At 73.3% G+C, this 16,543-nt stretch carries 16 protein-coding genes; 6 read left to right on the top strand and 10 right to left on the bottom strand.

The window, feature by feature from the left end:
- Nucleotides 1-11: 11 nt before the first annotated feature.
- From WME73_RS48825 to WME73_RS48840, 4 genes are all read right to left on the bottom strand, one after another.
- Entirely contained in the window at nucleotides 12-464 is a 453-nt protein-coding gene (locus WME73_RS48825; protein ID WP_437743124.1) for a hypothetical protein, read from the bottom strand.
- Between the two features lie 120 nt (nucleotides 465-584).
- Nucleotides 585-1,679 (bottom strand): hypothetical protein, encoded by a 1,095-nt coding sequence (locus WME73_RS48830; protein WP_437855592.1) that lies wholly within the window; start codon nucleotides 1,677-1,679, stop codon nucleotides 585-587.
- 244 nt (nucleotides 1,680-1,923) lie between these two features.
- A complete protein-coding gene (locus tag WME73_RS48835) occupies nucleotides 1,924-2,958 on the bottom strand; it encodes a tetratricopeptide repeat protein (protein WP_437743126.1) in 1,035 nt (344 codons plus the stop codon).
- Nucleotides 2,955-4,118 carry a hypothetical protein gene (locus tag WME73_RS48840; RefSeq protein WP_437914065.1) on the bottom strand — a complete coding sequence of 388 codons (1,164 nt, stop codon included), beginning with the start codon at nucleotides 4,116-4,118 and terminating at the stop codon, nucleotides 2,955-2,957. The genes WME73_RS48835 and WME73_RS48840 overlap by 4 nt, the downstream gene beginning before the upstream one ends.
- Nucleotides 4,119-4,304: 186 nt before the next feature.
- Here WME73_RS48840 and WME73_RS48845 point away from each other — a divergent pair, with 186 nt between their 5' ends.
- Nucleotides 4,305-4,973, top strand: coding sequence for a hypothetical protein (locus WME73_RS48845; RefSeq protein ID WP_437743128.1), 669 nt, complete (start codon nucleotides 4,305-4,307; stop codon nucleotides 4,971-4,973).
- Between the two features lie 18 nt (nucleotides 4,974-4,991).
- Here WME73_RS48845 and WME73_RS48850 read toward each other — a convergent pair whose 3' ends face one another.
- The 3 genes from WME73_RS48850 to WME73_RS48860 form a co-directional block, all read right to left on the bottom strand.
- Nucleotides 4,992-5,837 carry a DUF4142 domain-containing protein gene (locus tag WME73_RS48850; protein ID WP_437743129.1) on the bottom strand — a complete coding sequence of 282 codons (846 nt, stop codon included), beginning with the start codon at nucleotides 5,835-5,837 and terminating at the stop codon, nucleotides 4,992-4,994.
- Nucleotides 5,838-6,306: 469 nt separating this feature from the next.
- Nucleotides 6,307-7,110 (bottom strand): class I SAM-dependent methyltransferase, encoded by an 804-nt coding sequence (locus WME73_RS48855; protein WP_437914066.1) that lies wholly within the window; start codon nucleotides 7,108-7,110, stop codon nucleotides 6,307-6,309.
- A 195-nt stretch (nucleotides 7,111-7,305) separates the two neighbouring features.
- Complete coding sequence (locus tag WME73_RS48860) at nucleotides 7,306-8,304, bottom strand: SDR family oxidoreductase (RefSeq protein ID WP_437914067.1); 999 nt, start codon at nucleotides 8,302-8,304, stop codon at nucleotides 7,306-7,308.
- A gap of 429 nt (nucleotides 8,305-8,733) precedes the next feature.
- Here WME73_RS48860 and WME73_RS48865 point away from each other — a divergent pair, with 429 nt between their 5' ends.
- The gene (locus tag WME73_RS48865) at nucleotides 8,734-9,264 is read left to right on the top strand and encodes a hypothetical protein (RefSeq protein WP_437914068.1); all 531 of its coding nucleotides are present in this window, start codon (nucleotides 8,734-8,736) and stop codon (nucleotides 9,262-9,264) included.
- 85 nt (nucleotides 9,265-9,349) lie between these two features.
- On the opposite strand, the gene WME73_RS48870 is transcribed toward WME73_RS48865, so the two are convergent.
- Both WME73_RS48870 and WME73_RS48875 read right to left on the bottom strand, forming a co-directional pair.
- Complete coding sequence (locus WME73_RS48870; protein ID WP_437914069.1) at nucleotides 9,350-10,633, bottom strand: adenylosuccinate synthase; 1,284 nt, start codon at nucleotides 10,631-10,633, stop codon at nucleotides 9,350-9,352.
- 112 nt (nucleotides 10,634-10,745) lie between these two features.
- Nucleotides 10,746-12,041: an ATP phosphoribosyltransferase regulatory subunit gene (locus WME73_RS48875; protein WP_437855622.1), complete on the bottom strand. Its 1,296-nt coding sequence runs from the start codon at nucleotides 12,039-12,041 to the stop codon at nucleotides 10,746-10,748.
- Between the two features lie 372 nt (nucleotides 12,042-12,413).
- On the opposite strand from WME73_RS48875, the gene WME73_RS48880 reads away from it, so the two are divergent.
- On the top strand, nucleotides 12,414-13,043 hold the full coding sequence (locus WME73_RS48880; protein WP_437743134.1) for an RNA polymerase sigma factor: 630 nt from the start codon (nucleotides 12,414-12,416) through the stop codon (nucleotides 13,041-13,043).
- 142 nt (nucleotides 13,044-13,185) lie between these two features.
- On the opposite strand, the gene WME73_RS48885 is transcribed toward WME73_RS48880, so the two are convergent.
- On the bottom strand, nucleotides 13,186-13,881 hold the full coding sequence (locus WME73_RS48885; protein WP_437914070.1) for an HAD family hydrolase: 696 nt from the start codon (nucleotides 13,879-13,881) through the stop codon (nucleotides 13,186-13,188).
- Nucleotides 13,882-14,266: 385 nt separating this feature from the next.
- Here WME73_RS48885 and WME73_RS48890 point away from each other — a divergent pair, with 385 nt between their 5' ends.
- The 3 genes from WME73_RS48890 (at nucleotide 14,267) to WME73_RS48900 (ending at nucleotide 16,424) form a co-directional block, all read left to right on the top strand.
- On the top strand, nucleotides 14,267-14,506 hold the full coding sequence (locus WME73_RS48890; protein ID WP_437743136.1) for a helix-turn-helix transcriptional regulator: 240 nt from the start codon (nucleotides 14,267-14,269) through the stop codon (nucleotides 14,504-14,506).
- A 329-nt stretch (nucleotides 14,507-14,835) separates the two neighbouring features.
- The gene (locus WME73_RS48895; RefSeq protein ID WP_437743137.1) at nucleotides 14,836-15,426 is read left to right on the top strand and encodes an RNA polymerase sigma factor; all 591 of its coding nucleotides are present in this window, start codon (nucleotides 14,836-14,838) and stop codon (nucleotides 15,424-15,426) included.
- Complete coding sequence (locus WME73_RS48900; protein ID WP_437914071.1) at nucleotides 15,423-16,424, top strand: hypothetical protein; 1,002 nt, start codon at nucleotides 15,423-15,425, stop codon at nucleotides 16,422-16,424. The genes WME73_RS48895 and WME73_RS48900 overlap by 4 nt, the downstream gene beginning before the upstream one ends.
- Nucleotides 16,425-16,543: the final 119 nt, after the last annotated feature.

Consider the following 16,543-nt stretch of genomic DNA (forward strand, 5'->3'; position numbering starts at 1 on the left):
ACCCGGGCTCGCTATTGCGGGGCGGATCCCTGGGGCCAGCGCCGCGCGAAGACGTTGTTGTCCCAGGCGACCGCGATCTCCGCGCCGCCCCGGAGCGTCATCCCTATCGCCTCGTAGATGAGCCGCGTCCCCGGGACATAGCCGAGATCCTGGAGCGCCTCCGGGACCGGCTCGAGTTCCCAGCGGACCAGGTAGACGCCCTGCGCGCCGAGCCGCTGAGCGATCATGCGGCCTTGGGCGAAGGTGGTCCCGTCGGGGCGCAGGGTGGTGACCGAGTATTCGCCCTCGAAATTTCCGGGCGGGCCGCTGATTTTGGTTCCGGTCTCGCGCGCGAGCTCACCCTCGTAGAGGGCGAGGGCGAAGGTGCCGTCGACGTTGCCCGTCTGGAGATCGAGGCGGAAGACGATGACGCCGCAGCTCGTCGGCGCCGGCTGCTGCGGATCGGAGATCTGAACGATCGGCATGGGGGCTCCTTACCCTGATCCAGCGTGCGCGGGGTACACTGCTCAGCTCGGAGGCGCAGGATCGGGGCTCGCGTGTGAGGCAGCGCTCGAGATCCAGTCTGAACGGCACCGCACAGCGGATTACGCCGGTCGCAGGATCTGCCGCACCGAGTCCACGTCCGTGACCCGGTGCAGCACCGGCTGGAGCCCGGCGCCCGGGGCCTCGCCGAAGGCGCCGCTCGCGGCGACGGCGCGGGCGCGCGGGCCGTCGAGCACGAGGAACACGTCCCTCAGGCCCCCGGCGCCCGGCGCGTCGATCACGTCGACGATGCGCGAGCGATCGAGGTGCAGCTCCTCGTCGCCCCGCTGGATGAGCACGCGCCGGTCGGTGATGAGGTACCGCGTCCGCGCCGAGAGCCGCGCGGGGCGCACCACCGACATGTAGAGCATCGCCGCGCCCGCGGCGACGAGCAGCACGATCGTGAGCGAGAGGGACGCGACGAGCGCTACGAAGGAGACGCTCTCCGGATCCATGCCCGCCGCGGTCACGATGCGGATGCTGCGCACGGCGTGCATCGCCGTGACCACCGCGAAGCCGCCGAGGAGCACGCCGAGCAGCACCGAGCCGACGCCGCGCAGGCCGTTCGGGAGCCACTTGTGCCAGCCGTCGGCCGGGTGCGCCGACCAGAGCACCCGCTCGCCCTCGTCGAGGCGCTGCGAGAGCAGGCGGTGACCGTCGCCCGCGGGCGCCGACGGGACCACGCCCCGGAGGATCGCCCAGACGCGATCCGGGGCCACGACCCCGGTCAGCACGATCGACAGCCGCCGCCGGAGGGCGCCGGTCGGCACCGCCCTGACGAGCTCGAGGTCGCCGACGCCGGGGTGCTTCGGGTTCCAGTGGATGCGCGCGTAGCTGATCGACCGCCGCTCGATGGAGCGCCGGAGCTTCCCGCGCTGCACGACGATGTGCCGATCGGTGAGCATGTACTCCAGCTCCGAGCGCCACCAGCGCGGCAGGTAGCTGAACGCCACCGCGAGGCTCGCCATCCAGGCCGCGAAGGCGAGCAGCTGGTTCGGCGACGCGTCGAGCGCCTTGCTCACGACGATCGCGGACGCGGTGCTGATCGCGGAGGTCACGCCGCAGACCGCCGCGCCCACGAGGTAGAGCATCGGCGTCGCGACGACCTTGGGGCGTCCGGACCAGAGCACATGCTCATCGAACACCGAGTCACGCATCTCGATGGATCCTCCGTCCGGGGTGAGCTGGCCGGCGCCGCCCCCGCGCGCGAGGGCGACCACGTTAAGGTGAACCCGCCGGCCGGGGTCGTAAAGGGGGCTCTCGCCATCGCCCGCTGTACGCTGTACGACCAGAGCGCCATCGGTAACCACGCGTACGCGCGGCCGTCCTTCGCCGTGCGTCGCCGGAGCGGGCGGAAGCGGCGCGCGGCCGTCCAGACGCTGAAGCGCGCGCCGCCTCGGCTCAGCGCCGCTGTGGCGCCGCGAGCTTGCGCAGGCGCTTCAGGGTCTGTTCCGATTCCCTCTCGCACTGCGCCCGCCGCGCCTTCGCCAGCGGCAGCCAGTGATCGTTCCCCGGAGCCCGGGCGATGTAGGACTCCCACGCGGTGACGGCCTGCAGGTAGGCCTCCGCGCGCGCGGCGCCGAGCTCGGCGCTCCGCGCCGCGGCCCAGTGGCCGAGCGCCGCGTACCAGGCCTCGTCGTGGGCAGGCACGTAGAACCAGCCGGCGCCGTTGATCTGCTGATCGGCCCGGTCGTAGGTCCTCGCGAGCCGGATGTTCTCGATGCCTCCCTCCAGGTCGCCGGACCGGTCGAGCGCCACCGCGAGCCCCCAGAGCGTGGTCACGCCGTAACGGACCATATCGAGCGACCCGAGGGTCGAGAGCGAGGCGCGGTACCCCTCGACCGCCGACGTGATGTCGCCGAGCGCCATGTAGGCCTCGGCCTGGTTGGCCAGCAGCAGCGCCCGCGAGACCGCGTGCGGCTCGAGCACCAGCGCCTCGTCGTACGCCTCGATCTCGTCCGTGTACCTGCCGAGCCGCGCGTAGCAGACCGCCAGCGCGTGCCACGCGTCGGCCCGGAAAGGCGCCGGAGGCTGGAGCCGCAGGAGCCCCTCGAGCGTCGCGACGGCGCCCTGCACGTCGCCGAGGTGCTCCAGGATGTCGGCGTAGCGCAGCCGCACCGAAGGGGTGCGCGACGTCGCCGCGCCGGCGCGCTCGTACAGGGCGCGCGCCTCGCGCAGCCAGAGCGGGCCGATCTCCTCGACCCGCTCCAGGAGCGGCGAGCGCCGGAGCTGGTCGTACCGCGCGAGGAGCGCGTCCGCCTGGGAGATGAGCTCCTCTCGCTCGTCGGCCGCCGGATCGAGCGCGCGGGACCAGACGGTCGGCGCTGCGTGGAGGGGCCCCGCCGCGAGCGCGGACGCGAGGAGCGCCGCGATGCCCGGCAGGCGCGAGCGCCACGGCAGGGGCGACCGCCGGGGCGGGAGCGATGACCGCGTCACCGCGCCCCTCCCGCGCTTGGCCGCGGCGCCGCGCTCCGCTCCTGCGGGGCGCGCGCGCGCCCCCCGCCGCCTGCGCCTCGCCGGAGCGCGTCGAGGCGCGCGCGCGCCGCCGGGGCCCATGGCCCCTGGCCGCCGGCGCCCGACAGGTACGCCTCCCAGCGCGCGATCGCGGCCGCCGTCATGGCCCGCTCCAGCGCGAGCGCCTCGAGGGCGAGCCTGTCCTCCGGGACCGCGAGGTACTCGACGGTGCGCAGGCGCGCCGCCGCGCTGGCGAGGTCGTCCGCGGTCCGCTCGCGCGCTGCCGCGCCGGCGCTCCGGTCCTCCGCGCGCCCGCGCGCTGCCTCCTCGCGCGGGCGCGCGGCCTCCAGGGCGGTCGCGTCGCCTTCGAGCGCGGCGTCCGCCTGGGCCTTGTCGCCGGAGCGGTCCAGCGCGAGCGCGAGCGACAGCGTGACGTCGCGGGCGAGCTGCGTCTGCGCGCGCAGGCGCGCCTCGCGCAGGTAGGCGATCGCCTCGTCGAGGTCCCCGCGGGCGGCCGCCTCTCCGTGCGCGCCGGCGGGCGGCCTCGCGCTCGCGTCGGCGACGGACGCCGCGCCCGCGGTGGCCATCGACAGGTGCGCCGCCTCGAGCAGCACGAGCGCGCGCTGGTCCGCGGTCCCGAGCAGATCGATCCGCGGGACGAGCGCGCGGTAGATCGCGATCGCCTCGCCGCGCTTGCCGGTGCGGGCGAGCGAGCGCGCGAGGTCGTGCATCGTCTGCGGATCCTCGACGCTGCGGGGATCGACGCTCCGCGCCCGCTCGAAGGCGCGCGCGGCGTCCTCGGGCGAGCCGAGCGCGAGGGCCGCGCGGGCGAGCAGGACCTGCGGCGCGGCGTGCCCCGGGAGGAGCTGGTCGGCGAGGCGCGCCGACTCGCGCGCCGCCTCGGCGTCGCCGCCGAGCTGCGCCTGACCGCGCGCGAGCAGGTCGCAGTAGCGCGGGAGCTCAGGCGCCCGCGCGCGCTCCCAGACCGTGGGCCCCCGCGCGATGGCCCGGCCGGATCGCGCCGAGCACTCGGGCGGACGCCCCGCGGCCGCCGCGGCGGCGACCAGATCGCCAGCCTGTCCGGCATGCGCGGCGAGCGGGAGGACGAGCAGGGCCGTGAGCAGAAGCGGGCCGAGGTGCACGGCGAGAGTGTACCAGGGAGGCGCGCTGGAGGCTCACGCCGGGGCCGACGGCGCAGGGCTGCGATCCGGTTGATCGGGTGGGCGTTGGTCCGTTATGGTGCCCGAGGTGACAGCGTCGACGGGGGGCGTTCGCGGGTCGTGTTTCGCTGGACTCCGCAGCCTTGGAGCCTGAGGAGGATCGACATCATGGGCGAGGTGATTCGCAAGGATGCGCCAGCGGACGACATCATCGGTGACGTGCGCGCGACGCTCCAGAGCGCTTCCGCGAAGGGCGGGCCCCTCCGGGAGCTCGCCGAGCAGCGGCTCGTGCCCGTGCTGACGCTCTTCGACGGGGTGGAGGCCCAGCGCAACGCCGCGCGCTCCGAGGCGGAGCCGCTGCTCGCCAAGGTCGAGGCGGAGTCCGCGCGCGCCGACGACGCGCTCGGCAAGGTCGCCGACGACGTCTGGAACGCCGTGGGGCGCCCCTCCGCGGATCCTGCGCTGTCGATCCTGTTCCCGGGCGGCGTGGCCTACTTCGCCGACGACGAGGACGGCGATCTCACGGGGCAGCCGGATCGGCTGGAGGTGCTCGCGCAGCTGCTCGGCTCGGGGATCCACCCGAAGCTCAGCCTGGACAAGGCGCAGGCCGCGGCGGCCGAGGTGAAGTCGGCGGCGGCGGCGGTGCGCTCGACGGTCGAGGCGACCCGGCTGCCGCTGGAGCGGCTGAGCGTGCTCGACCGCATCCGCGCCTCGGTGGCGAAGAGCGCGCACATCGAGCTGGTGCACCTGAAGCGTCTCTACAGGGCGGCTGGCTTCAGCGAGGCGGAGATCCACGCGGTCATCCCGGATCGCGGCCGGGCACGGCGCCGCCTGTAGCGCGCCGCGCCCCTCGGCTCACGGGCGGGGGTACGGGCTGGGCGCGCCGAAGCCAGACGGCGCGCTGCGGCCGTAAACCCCGTAGTAGGGGGAGACGGCGGGCGAGTAGGGCCCGTTGGCGCCGAAGTAGACGGGGCCGTAGGAAGGCCCGTTGTTGGCGAAGCCGCCGCCGTAGTTGCCGTAATTGCCGTAGTTACCGTAATTGCCGTAGTCGATGTAGCTGCCGTAGGTGCCGTAATTGCCGAAATAGGGGACGCCAGGCGGATAGCCGCCCTCCGGAATGTACGGGCTGCCGATGAGCGCGAGGAGCGACGTGGCGAACGAGAGGTTCCGCTTCGTGGCGCTCAGGACCTCCGGGACGAGGTGAGAGAGCCCCGGGTGCAGCTCGGGCCCCACGATGGCCATCTGCTCCTGGAGATGGGCGAGGAACTCCCGGTGTCGATAGATCTGAACATTGACGAACGTCCAGTCGAAGCTGGGCCCCGCGAGCCCCGTGAGCTGCTGCTGATCCGCCGCGCCCTGCTCGATCAGCGCCAGGCTGATCTCGTTGTCCACCGGCGCCATGCCCATCTGCGTGAGCGCGAGCCCGAGCTGCTGGCTCGCGGCGGTGTGATGATCGAACAGCGTCTGGGCGAGCTCCAAGACGTGCGCGTCCGACGCCTTGGCTCGGGCCATCTGCGCGTCGCTGAGCTCGAGCGCGTTGAAGGCGGCGAGCACCGCGGCGAGCTGCGGCATGGTGAGCGAGAAGGCCTGTGAGGTGGACTCGACCGCCTCCTCCGAGCTGTCCTCGTCCGCCGCCACCAGAACACCGTCTCCCGCCGCGACGGAGCAAGCGCTGGTCCCCGCGAGCGCGAGGGCTGCCATCCATGCAAAACGAAGAGAGTCGACTCGAATGTTCATAATTCCCCCATGTCATTGACGGAAGCGGGGCCGGCGCTGGAGCGCTCGGCGGTGATGCCTGGCCCGCCCCGTCACGTATCTTGAACTGTTGTTGGGAGACGCAAGCCGCGAGAACATCAAATAGGCAATTCTCACCAGCGCGCAGGATCGGCTGAATCGTCCGTGCCGCGCGACGGACCGGCGCAGAGGTGCCACCTCTCGACGTCGATGAACGGACGCGGGCACTCGCCCGGGCGGCGGCGCTGGAATCCCTGCGCGAGGGCGGGCGGGGGCCGGGAGCGGCGCTGTCGGAGGATCAGCGTGGTGCCATGTCCGGGCTCGACAGAGAGCGCAGGACGGAGTTTGCCGCTTTGCTGGAGGATGGGCCCGGAGTCGGGCTCTCGGTCTCCGTCACCTGGCACCGTCATCTGGCCGCCCGGGCGGGAGAAGGACGTCAGTCGGAGATCCTGGCCGGTTTGCGGGCCAGGACGCCGACGGTGCCATAGTAGACACCCCACGCCGACGGATCGGCCGCGAACCGGGCGTAGCCGGCGAGATCCTCCGCGCTGACCCGCCCTGTCGCGAGGTGCCTGTGCTGGAGCTGGGTGGCTGAGAGGCTCATGATCTCGGACAGCGGGTGACCGCCCGGGCACAGCGGCACCTCGTTCTCGACGGCCTCGATGGCGAGCCCTCGCGACGTCAGGATCGCGGGCAGGCGCAGGCCGAGGCCGGGGTCCTTGCCGTCGGCCTCGAACATCGCGAGGATCGACCGATTGACCCGATCGAAAGCCTCGATATCCGGACCGGAGGCGCCCCTCGCCGCGGTGAAGTCCGGCTCCTCGAGCACCAGGTGGCCGCCGGGCTTCAGCGCTGCGAGCATGGCGTCGAGGAGATCCTGGAAATCCGCGTTGTGGACGAGCACGTAGCGGGCGTGCACCAGATCGAAGCGCGCCGCGTGGAAATTGAGCTGGCGGATGTCGCCCTCGATGATCCGGACGCCCGGCGGCGGAGAAGCGTCCATGAACCCGACATCGAGGTCGACCGCGACCACCTCGCCCTCGAGGCCCACGCGCTCTGCCATCCAGCAGGCGATCGACCCGGCGCCGGCCCCGACCTCGAGGCAGCTCCAGCCGGGCCCCATCCCGGACGCCTTGAGAAGGCGCCGGCTGCCGGGGTCGAAGAAGCCCTCGATCCGCCGCAGGCGCTCCAGCTCTCGCGCACGCTCCGAACCCGCAAACACGTAGCTGTTCTCGGCCATAGGAATGGACAGAATAGTCCATCCCCTGGAGGAAAAGCGAACTTCTCTCTTCTGACTTCGCCCGACCTTCTTGCAGGGGCATCGGCTGTCGAGCGGCGCACAGCGGGTGAGCTGTTCGGCCCGGGCTGTAAAGCGTGCTTGTGCCGACGATATGTCCAGACGCCTTCGAGGGAGCGCGCCGTCACCGCCGCGCGTCTACGCGAGCAGCCTTGGGCGGAGCCACAAGAGGCCTAGCGCGGCGGGCGCGAGGGCCGCGAGCCCGAGGACCGCGGCGCGCAGGAGGCGCCTGTTCCCGCGCGGCTTCTGCTTCCATCCGCCGGTCACGGTGGTTCCTTCCGGCAGGGGCGCGAACAGGTTGCCGTTCGTCGCGTAGGCGGTCCGGTCGTTCAGGAGATGCAGCCTGTCGACGCTCCGCGCGAGCAGGCGTTCGGCGAGGCCCGGCGCGAGGAGGGACAGCAAGGCGAGCTGTGGGCCCGCGCTGCCCACGAAGATCTCTCGCCGAGGCTTCCGTGCCAGGCGAACGATGGCGCGCGCCACGCGTTCAGGTGAGACGATCGGGGGCATGGCCCTGGGCGTGCGCCCCGCGTAGTTGCCTGCGTGCTGAAAGAGCGGGGTGTCGACCGTCGCCGGCAGGACGGTGGAGACATGGATGTCGCGGGCCCGCAGCAGCCTGAGCTCCTGCCTCAGGCTCTGGGAGAGCCCGCGAATCGCGTGCTTCGAGGCGACGTAGGCGCTGACATAGGGTTCGGGGAGCCTGGCCGCCATCGAGGCGACGTTGATGAGCACGCCGCTGCCCTGCCGCCGGAACTGGGCCAGCGCGGCCCGGGCGCCGTGGATGGTGCCGAACAGGTTGGTCTCGATGACGCGCCGGTAAGGTTCGGAGGGCGTCTGTTCGAACAGCCCGAAGAGCGTCACCGCCGCGTTGTTGACCCACACGTCGATCCGGCCGAAGGCCTCCGTGGCGCGCCGCGCGACCTCCATGACGGCCGCCTCGTTCGTGACGTCGGCGGGCACGACGAGGGCCTTGCCGCCGGCCTGCTCGCACGCGGCGGCGAGCTCGCGCAGCGGCTGCTCTCGCCTGGCCGCCAGCGTCACGGCGGCTCCGCGCCTGGCGAACTCCAGCGCTGTCGCGCGGCCGATGCCGCTCGAGGCGCCCGTGATCACGACGACTGGTTCCATGAACTTCTCGCGCATGCCTCACCCCTCCGACGTGCGCCGCGCTGCGAGCGGCCGCGCGCGGGCGCGGCGTGCTCCGCGGTCACAGGTGGTCCTTTCGCCATGCAATCGCCGGGCGAGCCGCGGAGAGGGCGGTTTGCGCGCCGCGTGTGGCGCGTGTGGATCGATTCGCTCGCTGCGTGACCGGCTGAGCGCCTGTCGTCGAGCGCGCGCCGGCCGGCGTCAGGCGTTGTTCGTGTCCTGAGAGGATAACGGCTCTCGATCGGGAGCGGCCCGATGCGCCGTTCCAGCGTCGTCTCGATCCCGAGGGCCGGATCCGGCCCCAGCATGTCGAGCGCGGGACGCTACGCCGCCAGGCTCTGGAGGCGGCCTTCGCGCGCACGGGCGCGTCCGCATCGCCGGCGGCTCGGCACGAGCCGCGAACGCAAACGACCTGGGAGACACATCATGCGAAGCATGTTTCTGGTAGTCCTGACCGCGCTGCCGCTCATGGCCTGTGGGGGCAATCGAGGCGGAGAGGCGGCCTCGCCGGCGCCCGCGCCGACCGGAGAGACCCCCGGCGCGCCTGGAGCCCCAGGAGCGCCCGAGAGCGGAACGCCCGGCGCGGGTACGATGCCTGGACCTGGAGGAGAGCTGGGAGAGCCGGGCGCAGGCGCCCAGGGCGAGCCAGGCACCCAGGGCGGCACGCAGGAGTGGGGCAGCGGCACCCAGCGCAAACCGGGCAGCGGCACGGGCGGCACGCCGGGCGGCACGCCGGGCACTGGCGGTACGCCGGGCGGCACGCCGGGCACTGGCGGTACGCCGGGCACCGGCGGTACGCCGGGCGGCGGGACCGGCGGTACGCCGGGCGGCGGGTCTCTCGCGCCGCCGGGCGGTGGAACCGGCGCGCCGGGCGGGACCACCACGCCGGGCGGCGGCAGCGGCCAGCGGGGCGGCACGCCCGGCGGCGGTAGCAAGAACGGCGGCTCGGGCCAGTAAATATCGAAGCTGCACGTCCGGACGACCGTTCTGCCGGACGAGACGGCGGCTCATCGCCCGCTGCGGCGAGCCGAGGTGCCGCCGCTCAGGCGAACGCGTTGCGCCGGACGATGGTCGCCTCGCGGTCCGCGCCGACGGAGACGACGTCGACCGGCACGCCGGTCTCCTTCTCGACCATCTCCACGTAGTGCCGCGCCGCCGCGGGCAGCTCCGTCATGGAGCGGGCGGCGTCGATCGACTCGCTCCACTCGGCCACCGTCTCGAGCACCGGCTTCGCCGTCGCGATGTCGTCGATCGGGAACTCCCGCGTGCGGCCCGACGGCGTGTCGTAGGCGACGCAGACCTTGAGCTCCGGCATGCCGGTCAGCACGTCGAGCTTGGTGAGCGCGATCCCGTCGAGGCCGTTCACCCGCGCCGCGTAGCGCAGCGCCGGCAGATCCAGCCACCCGGTCCGCCGCGGCCGGCCCGTCACCGAGCCGTACTCGCCGCCGACCGAGCGGAGCCGCTCGCCGAGCGGGCCGTCGAGCTCGGTCGGGAACGGCCCCTCGCCCACGCGCGTGCAGTACGCCTTCGCCAGGCCGAGCACGCGGCGGATGCGCGTCGGGCCGACCCCGGCGCCGACGCACGCGCCCCCCGCGATCGCCGACGACGACGTCACGAACGGGAACGTGCCGTGATCGATGTCGAGCAACGTCCCCTGCGCCCCCTCGAGGAGCACGCGCTCGCCGCGGCGGAGCGCGCCGTCGATGAGCTGCGACGTGTCGGCGAGCAGCGGCGTGATGCGCTTCGCCAGCGGCGTGAGCTCGTCGAGGATCGCGTCGAGCGACGGCGGCTCGCCGCCCAGCGCGCGCAGCGTCGGCGTCCACGCCTCGAGCGAGCGCGACACGAGCTGCGCGAGCCGCTTCATGTCGCGCAGATCGCCGAGCCGCGCCCCGCGCCGCGACGCCTTGTCCTCGTAGCAGGGGCCGATGCCGCGCTTGGTCGTCCCGAGCCGCACGCCGTCCGCCGCCGCCGCCTCGCGGAGCGAGTCGACGAGCGGGTGGAACGGCAAGATCAGGTGCGCGCGATCCGACACGAACAGCCGCCCCTGCGTCGAGCAGCCCCGCGCCTCCACCGCGTCGATCTCGGAGACGAGCACCCCGGGATCGACCACCATGCCCTGCGCCATCACGCAGCGGGCGTTCGAGCGGAGGATGCCGCTCGGGATGAGCCGAACGATGAGCTTCTCCCCGCCCACCACCAGCGTGTGGCCGGCGTTGGGCCCGCCGGCGTAGCGCACCACGAGGTCGGCGCTCTCCGTATAAAGGTCGACGACCTTGCCCTTGCCCTCGTCGCCCCACTGTGCGCCGACGATCACGATCGCGGTCATTCCGAAGCTCCTCTTGGATCACGTGGCCCGGCCTCGGCCCGCTCGTCACTCCGAGCGGCTCCGTCCGGGTCCAGGTTCGCCTTTACCCCAGGCTCGCTTGCCGAGCGAGCGTCTACTTGCCGCCCGGACGTCCTGCCCCCGTCTTCAGCACGATCGCCTGGGCCGCCGCGGCGTCGTCGAGGGCCGCCGGAACGGCGCTCGCGCTCGTCGCGGCCTCGCCGCCGCCGGATGTCGCCTCGACCACAAGCGCCCCGTCCCGCTCCCGCACCAGGTGAGAGAACCGCCAGGAAAGCGCGTACCCCTCCGGATCCTGGTCCGGCGCGTGCGTCACGGCCGGGAGGCCCAGCCCCCGCAGCGCCGCCGCGAGCGACGCGGCGCGCTCAGGCCGCACAGCGACGAGCACCCGCAGCGCCGGCTCGTCCGCCGCGCCCGCGACGTCGCGCGCCCAGGCAATCGCGTCGAGGTTCAGCGCGAAGCCGACGGCCGGCATCGGCAGGCCGAAGCGGGACAGCAGCATGTCGTAGCGCCCGCCCGCCGCGATCGCCTCCCCGGGGCCATCGGCCAGCACGTGGAAAATTGCACCCGTATAGTACGCCAGACCGCGGAGCTCGCCGAGGTCGACCCGGAGCGCCGGGCCGAGCTCGGGGCTTGCCCTCGCCGCGTCCCAGAGCGCGCGGAGCTCGGCGAGCGGCGCCTCGGCGGGCGTGCCGGTGAGCAGGCGCGTGGCGCGGTCGAAGACCGCGGCGCCGTCCGGGTCAGCCGCGCCGCCGCCCGCGAGGTCCGGCAGCGCGGCGATGGCCGCGACGATGCGGCGCGGGACGTCGGCGGCCTTCGGGCTCGCGAGCACCGCGGCGAGGCGGGAGGCGTCCTTCAGCTCGATCACCTCCGAGAGCTCGTACGCGAGCGCCGCCGGGACGGCGTCGAGCAGCGCGCGCGCGATCATCCCGTGGCCGAGGTCCACCACGAAGTGATCGAGGCCAGCCTCCCGCACCGCGGAGGCGGCGAGGCGGAGGATCTCGAGGTCGCCCGCGAGCGTGCCGACGCCGTAGAGCTCGACGCCGGCCTGCGGGATCTGCCGATCGCGCCGCGCCCGCCCCTGGCGGCGGCGGAGGACCGTGCCCTCGTAGCAGAGGCGGATGGGGCGGGGCGCGTCCGCGAGCCGCGTGGCCACGAGCCGCGCGATCTGCGGGGTCATGTCCGGGCGGAGCGCCGCCACCTCGCCCGACTCGGGCTCGATGAAGCGCAGCACGTCCGCGGCGTCGAGCGTGCCGAGCCCGCGCTCGAGCACCTCGGCGAACTCGAACGCGGGCAGCGAGACCGGCTGGTAGCCGTACAGAACGAAGTGATCGAGCACACGCTTGGCGAGGGCGCGCCGGCGCCGCGCCTCCTCGGGGAGGAGATCGCGCATACCGGCGGGCAGCGGGTGCCCGTACTCGCGCTGCGGTGCGGAGGCGGACGGCGCTGGCCGCTCCACCCCGGGCGTCGGAACTTGGCTGTTTCGCCCTCGGGGGGCTTCCCATCGCGGAGCGTCGCTGGACATCGTGGCCCCGCTTATACCGGCTGAGCACGCGGTGCGCACGCGGCGCGCACGTCCGTTGAGCTTGCCGTGGCAAGGCCTTTGCTGGTCGGAGCGCACCACCGGGCCCGTGGGCCGGAAGCGCACGCGGCGCCCTCGACGGAGAGATGGCTCATGGCTCTGACCGCCGTTCCGACCGATGTACCGAGCGCCAGCACGAGGCCTGAGACTCCTCTGGCGCCCTGCGGTCTCACCCCGCCCGGCGTGGTCGGGTCGCGCCCCTCGCCCCGCGCCGCGAGCGCGGGCCCGTTAGCCGAGGTCATCTGCCGGGCGAAGGACGGCGATCGGGAGTCGCTCGACGAGCTCACGCGGCTCATCCGCCCGCACGTGGAGCGGCAGCTCGCGCGCTACCCCGTGTCCGACGAGGATCGGCTCGACCTCGTGCAGTCGACGCTGCTGCAGGTGGTGCGGACGATCCGCTCGTTCCGCGGCGAATCGAGCTTCACGACGTGGCTCTTCCGCGTGACGGCGAACGAGGCGCTCATGCTGATGCGGTCGCAGCGGCGGCAGCGCGCGCGCATCGTCGAGGGTCTCGACTTCGAGGAGCTCGGCCTCTTGCCGACGATGCGCAGCACGATCGGCGAGGACGACGCCGCGTCCGCGGCGGAGCGGGAGGCGTACGTCCGCGAGGCGCTCTGCGAGCTGCCGGATGATTACCGCGACGTGGTGCTCGCGCACTACCACGAGGACCTCGGCCTCCAGGAGATCGCGCAGAAGCTCGCCGTGAGCGAGAGCGCCGTCCGCTCGCGGCTCCACCGGGCGCGCGTGCGCCTGCGCGCGATCCTCAACGCGACAGCGTTCGGGCGCGAGATCGCCGAGGGCGTCGCGGCCTGAGGCGCGCGTAAGCGACGCCGGCCTGAGGCGCGCGCAGGCGGCGACGTCCTGCGCGTGCGGGGAGGGAGGCTGGCCGCGCGTGCAGGCCGGCCGCGCTCACAGATCCGACGCGCACGCCGACCCGACGCGCGCAGGTGTGCAGCTAACGAACGGTGGAGAGCCTGACCGTCGCGTCGCGCCAGCGGCGGAGGACGTCCCAGAGCTCTCCCATGGTACGGAGGAGCACGTCGGGGTGGGCGTCGAGGAGCTCGTCCTGCGATGCGAAGCCGCCGAGGACGGCGATCGACCGCGCGCCTGCGCGGCGAGCGCACTCGATGTCCTGAGGGCCGTCGCCGACCATCACCATCTTGTGCGGCTGGATGCCGACGCGCGCCGCGAGGTGGAGCAGCGGCGCGGGATCCGGCTTCTTGGCGGCGACGTCGCCGCCCGCGACCACCGCGCGGAAGCGCGCGCCGACCCCGAGCGCGGCGAGCACCGCGTCGGTGGTCGAGCGCGGCTTGTTCGTGCAGACGCAGAGCGCGAGATCGCCGAGGTCCGAGAGCCTCTCGAGCATCTCCTGCGCGCCGGGCATCCAGCGGGTGAAGTCGAGCGGGTGCCGCGCGTAGTAGTCGAGGAAGTGGCGGAGGACGTCCTCGACGCTCTCGGATGTCTCGGGGAGCCTGGCCGCGCGCGCACACAGCGCGCGCGCGCCGTCGCCCACGTACCGGACGATCACCTGCCCTGGTAGCGGGGCCCGGCCCGTCGCCACCAGCGCATGGTTCACCGCCGCCACGATGTCGCCCCGACTGTCGATCAACGTACCGTCCAGGTCGAACACGACCACCGTGGGAGTGAGCATCGCCAGAGAGCCTACGCTGGCGCCCTCGCTGACGGAAGGTACGGCGAGCACCCTGATGTCGTAGAAACTGGACTCTGTGTCCATTAATTTAGACTCCATGTATCAAATAATTGACATTGGTTCGCCGGTCAGTTACCTGGTTCGAGGTGTCAGCGATCCCTCCAGGGATCGCTGACGCCTCGAACCAGCGCGGCCGCGGAGCGGGCGCCGGGGCGCGGAGCGGGGCGAAACCGCGAGGAAACAGAGCCGTGGCCGCGCGCGTGAAGCGGCGCAGACGTCCGGCCATCCGCGGCCGGATGTGTGGCAGGCGGAGCTCGCCTCCTGCGGATGGGGAAGGACGCGCTGCCTCGGAGGGCGAGATGACGTTCAAGGAATGGAACGCGGCATGGGCAAGGGGCAACCTCGGATCACGAACGTCATCCGCACGCTGAGGTTTCAGGCGGGCGAGATGACACAGGCGGAGCTGGCCGAGAAGGTCGGCGTCACCCGTCAAACCATCGTCGCCATCGAGCAGGGCCGTTACTCGCCCTCCCTCGAGGTCGCCTTCCGCATCGCGGCGGCCTTCGGCGCGCCGCTCGAGCACGTCTTTCAGTGGAAAGGTGACGCGTCGGGCGAGCGGGGTTGAGAACAACGGTGCTTGCCCGTGTCGAACAAGGGCACAAGAAAGGAAGCGTCGTCGTGACCGCGAGCGCCGGCGACGACGAAGGCGCTGCGCGCGCGGTCGTGATCCATGCGTGAGGCGACGCGGATGCAGTACGGGGAGCCCACGCCCAGCGCGCTTGTGCGCGTCGACGTGCAATAAGGACCGCAATTTCCGCTGGCGCGGCGTTCATGCTTGTTCGAACGCTCGGCGCAGCTCATCCACGAAGTGCCCGCGGTCACCAGATGCTGCTGCTCCGTGCTGGCTTGTCGATTTTGTGATCGAGTTGTCTCGATCCGGAGATTGCACAAGGCGTGAGCCGTGGTGAAGCGCTGACCCTGATGCAGCTCCCCGCCGCAGTTCCGCCCGACAGCCGGGCGGCGGCCGGGCGCCTCACCGGGCTCGTGATGGAGCATTCGGCGTTCGTCTGGCGCTCGCTGGTGCGGCTCGGCGTGCCGCGCGCCGACGCGGAGGACGCGGCGCAGCAGGTCTTCCTCGTGGCGGCCCGGCGGCTCGGGGACATCGAATCGGGCCGGGAGGCCGCGTTCCTGTTCAGCACGGCGCTGCGGATCGCCTCGCGCGCGCGGAGAACCCAGCAGCGGCGCCGGGAGGTGCTGGAGGAAGCGCCCTGCGAGCGCGTCGACCCGGCGCCGGACCCCGAGGAGATGATGGATCGCGCTCGCGCCCGCGCGACGCTCGATGCCATCCTCGACACGATGCCCCTCGAGCAGCGCGCTGTCTTCGTGCTGTTCGAGCTGGAGCAGATGACGACGGCGAACATCGCGGCGCTGCTCGATCTTCCGGCAGGCACGGTCGCGTCTCGCCTCCGCCGGGCGCGCGAGCACTTCCAGGCCGCCGTGAGGCGGATAGAGGCGCGGGCCCATTTCCGAGGTGAATCGCCATGACCGATCCCGAGCGCCTTCTGGACCAGAAGGGGAGTGCTCTGCGAACGACGCTCCTCCGCGCGGCGCTCGACGAGAGTCCGCCGAGCGGCTTGACCCGGCGAATGCTCGTCGCGGTCGGCGTCGGCGCCGCCGTGGCGGGGACGGGGGGCGCGGCCGTGGCGGCGACGGGGGGCGCGGGCGCGGCAGGGGGCGCGACCGCGGGGGCGGGGGGCGCGGGCGTGGCAGGGGGCGCGGTCGTGGCAGGGGGCGCGGTCGTGGCAGGGGGCGCGGCCGCGGGGGCGGGGGGCGCGGTCGTGGCAGGGGGCGCGACCGTGGGGGCGGGGAGCGCGGCCGCGGCGGGGGGCGCGGCCGCGGCGGGGGCGAGCGCCGCGCTGAAGGTGGCGAGTGTGGCGGGCGGGAGCGGGATCTTGAGCGCGCTCGGGATCGGGGCGCTCGCGGGGGTCCTCACGCTCGGGGTCGCGGAATGGACGCACGTCGACGCGCCGATGCCCGCGAGGCGCGCTCGGGAGGCGTCCAGCGCGCCGGCTGCGCTCGCCGCGCCGCGCGCACCTGGCGCGGCCGAGGTGGAGCTGCACGAGCGCGCCCCGGAGGAGCGAACGGACGACGCTCCGCCCATGGCCGCGCCCGCCGCCACGGCGCCTGCCGCCACGGCGGTGAACAGCCCGCGCGCACGCGAAAGGAACGCGCCGACGCTGGCCTCCGAGCTGGCGCTGCTCGACACCGCGCGGCGCGCGCTGCGACGCGGCGATCCGGCGGCCGCCCTCGCGCTCCTGGCTCGCCACGCGCGCGAGTTCCCGAGCGCTCAGCTCTCCGACGAGGCCGCCGCGATCCGCGTCGAGGCGCTGGCGAGCAAGGGGGATCGCGCGGGCGCACACGCGGCGGCGCGGCGCTTCCTCGAGGCACACCCGGGCAGCCCTCACGCCGATCGCGTCGAGTCGGCCGCCGGGCTCGACGCGCGCAAAGGAGCCGTGAAGCGGAGGAACGGACCCGCAGAGTGATACGAAAAGAGGCATCGCCGTGGCATGGCGGAAGGCCGCGCCCCACGCGCTGCCGTTCCTCGACGCGCTCGCTGCCCGTCGCTCGGAGCGCCCATCCGGCGGTGGATGGTCAGGGGGCA

This window comes from Sorangium sp. So ce302 (assembly GCF_051530145.1).
In the GTDB taxonomy this organism is placed as follows: domain Bacteria; phylum Myxococcota_A; class Polyangia; order Polyangiales; family Polyangiaceae; genus Sorangium; species Sorangium cellulosum_B.

Bases quoted from the DNA above. Each gene is read 5' to 3' on its own strand.
- WME73_RS48825 (WP_437743124.1), bottom strand. From the start codon at position 464: ATGCCGATCGTTCAGATCTCCGATCCGCAGCAGCCGGCGCCGACGAGC.
- WME73_RS48830 (WP_437855592.1), bottom strand. From the start codon at position 1,679: ATGCGTGACTCGGTGTTCGATGAGCATGTGCTCTGGTCCGGACGCCCC.
- WME73_RS48845 (WP_437743128.1), top strand. From the start codon at position 4,305: ATGGGCGAGGTGATTCGCAAGGATGCGCCAGCGGACGACATCATCGGT.
- WME73_RS48850 (WP_437743129.1), bottom strand. From the start codon at position 5,837: ATGGCAGCCCTCGCGCTCGCGGGGACCAGCGCTTGCTCCGTCGCGGCG.
- WME73_RS48855 (WP_437914066.1), bottom strand. From the start codon at position 7,110: ATGGCCGAGAACAGCTACGTGTTTGCGGGTTCGGAGCGTGCGCGAGAG.
- WME73_RS48860 (WP_437914067.1), bottom strand. From the start codon at position 8,304: ATGCGCGAGAAGTTCATGGAACCAGTCGTCGTGATCACGGGCGCCTCG.
- WME73_RS48865 (WP_437914068.1), top strand. From the start codon at position 8,734: ATGCGAAGCATGTTTCTGGTAGTCCTGACCGCGCTGCCGCTCATGGCC.
- WME73_RS48870 (WP_437914069.1), bottom strand. From the start codon at position 10,633: ATGACCGCGATCGTGATCGTCGGCGCACAGTGGGGCGACGAGGGCAAG.
- WME73_RS48875 (WP_437855622.1), bottom strand. From the start codon at position 12,041: ATGCGCGATCTCCTCCCCGAGGAGGCGCGGCGCCGGCGCGCCCTCGCC.
- WME73_RS48885 (WP_437914070.1), bottom strand. From the start codon at position 13,881: ATGCTCACTCCCACGGTGGTCGTGTTCGACCTGGACGGTACGTTGATC.
- WME73_RS48890 (WP_437743136.1), top strand. From the start codon at position 14,267: ATGGGCAAGGGGCAACCTCGGATCACGAACGTCATCCGCACGCTGAGG.
- WME73_RS48900 (WP_437914071.1), top strand. From the start codon at position 15,423: ATGACCGATCCCGAGCGCCTTCTGGACCAGAAGGGGAGTGCTCTGCGA.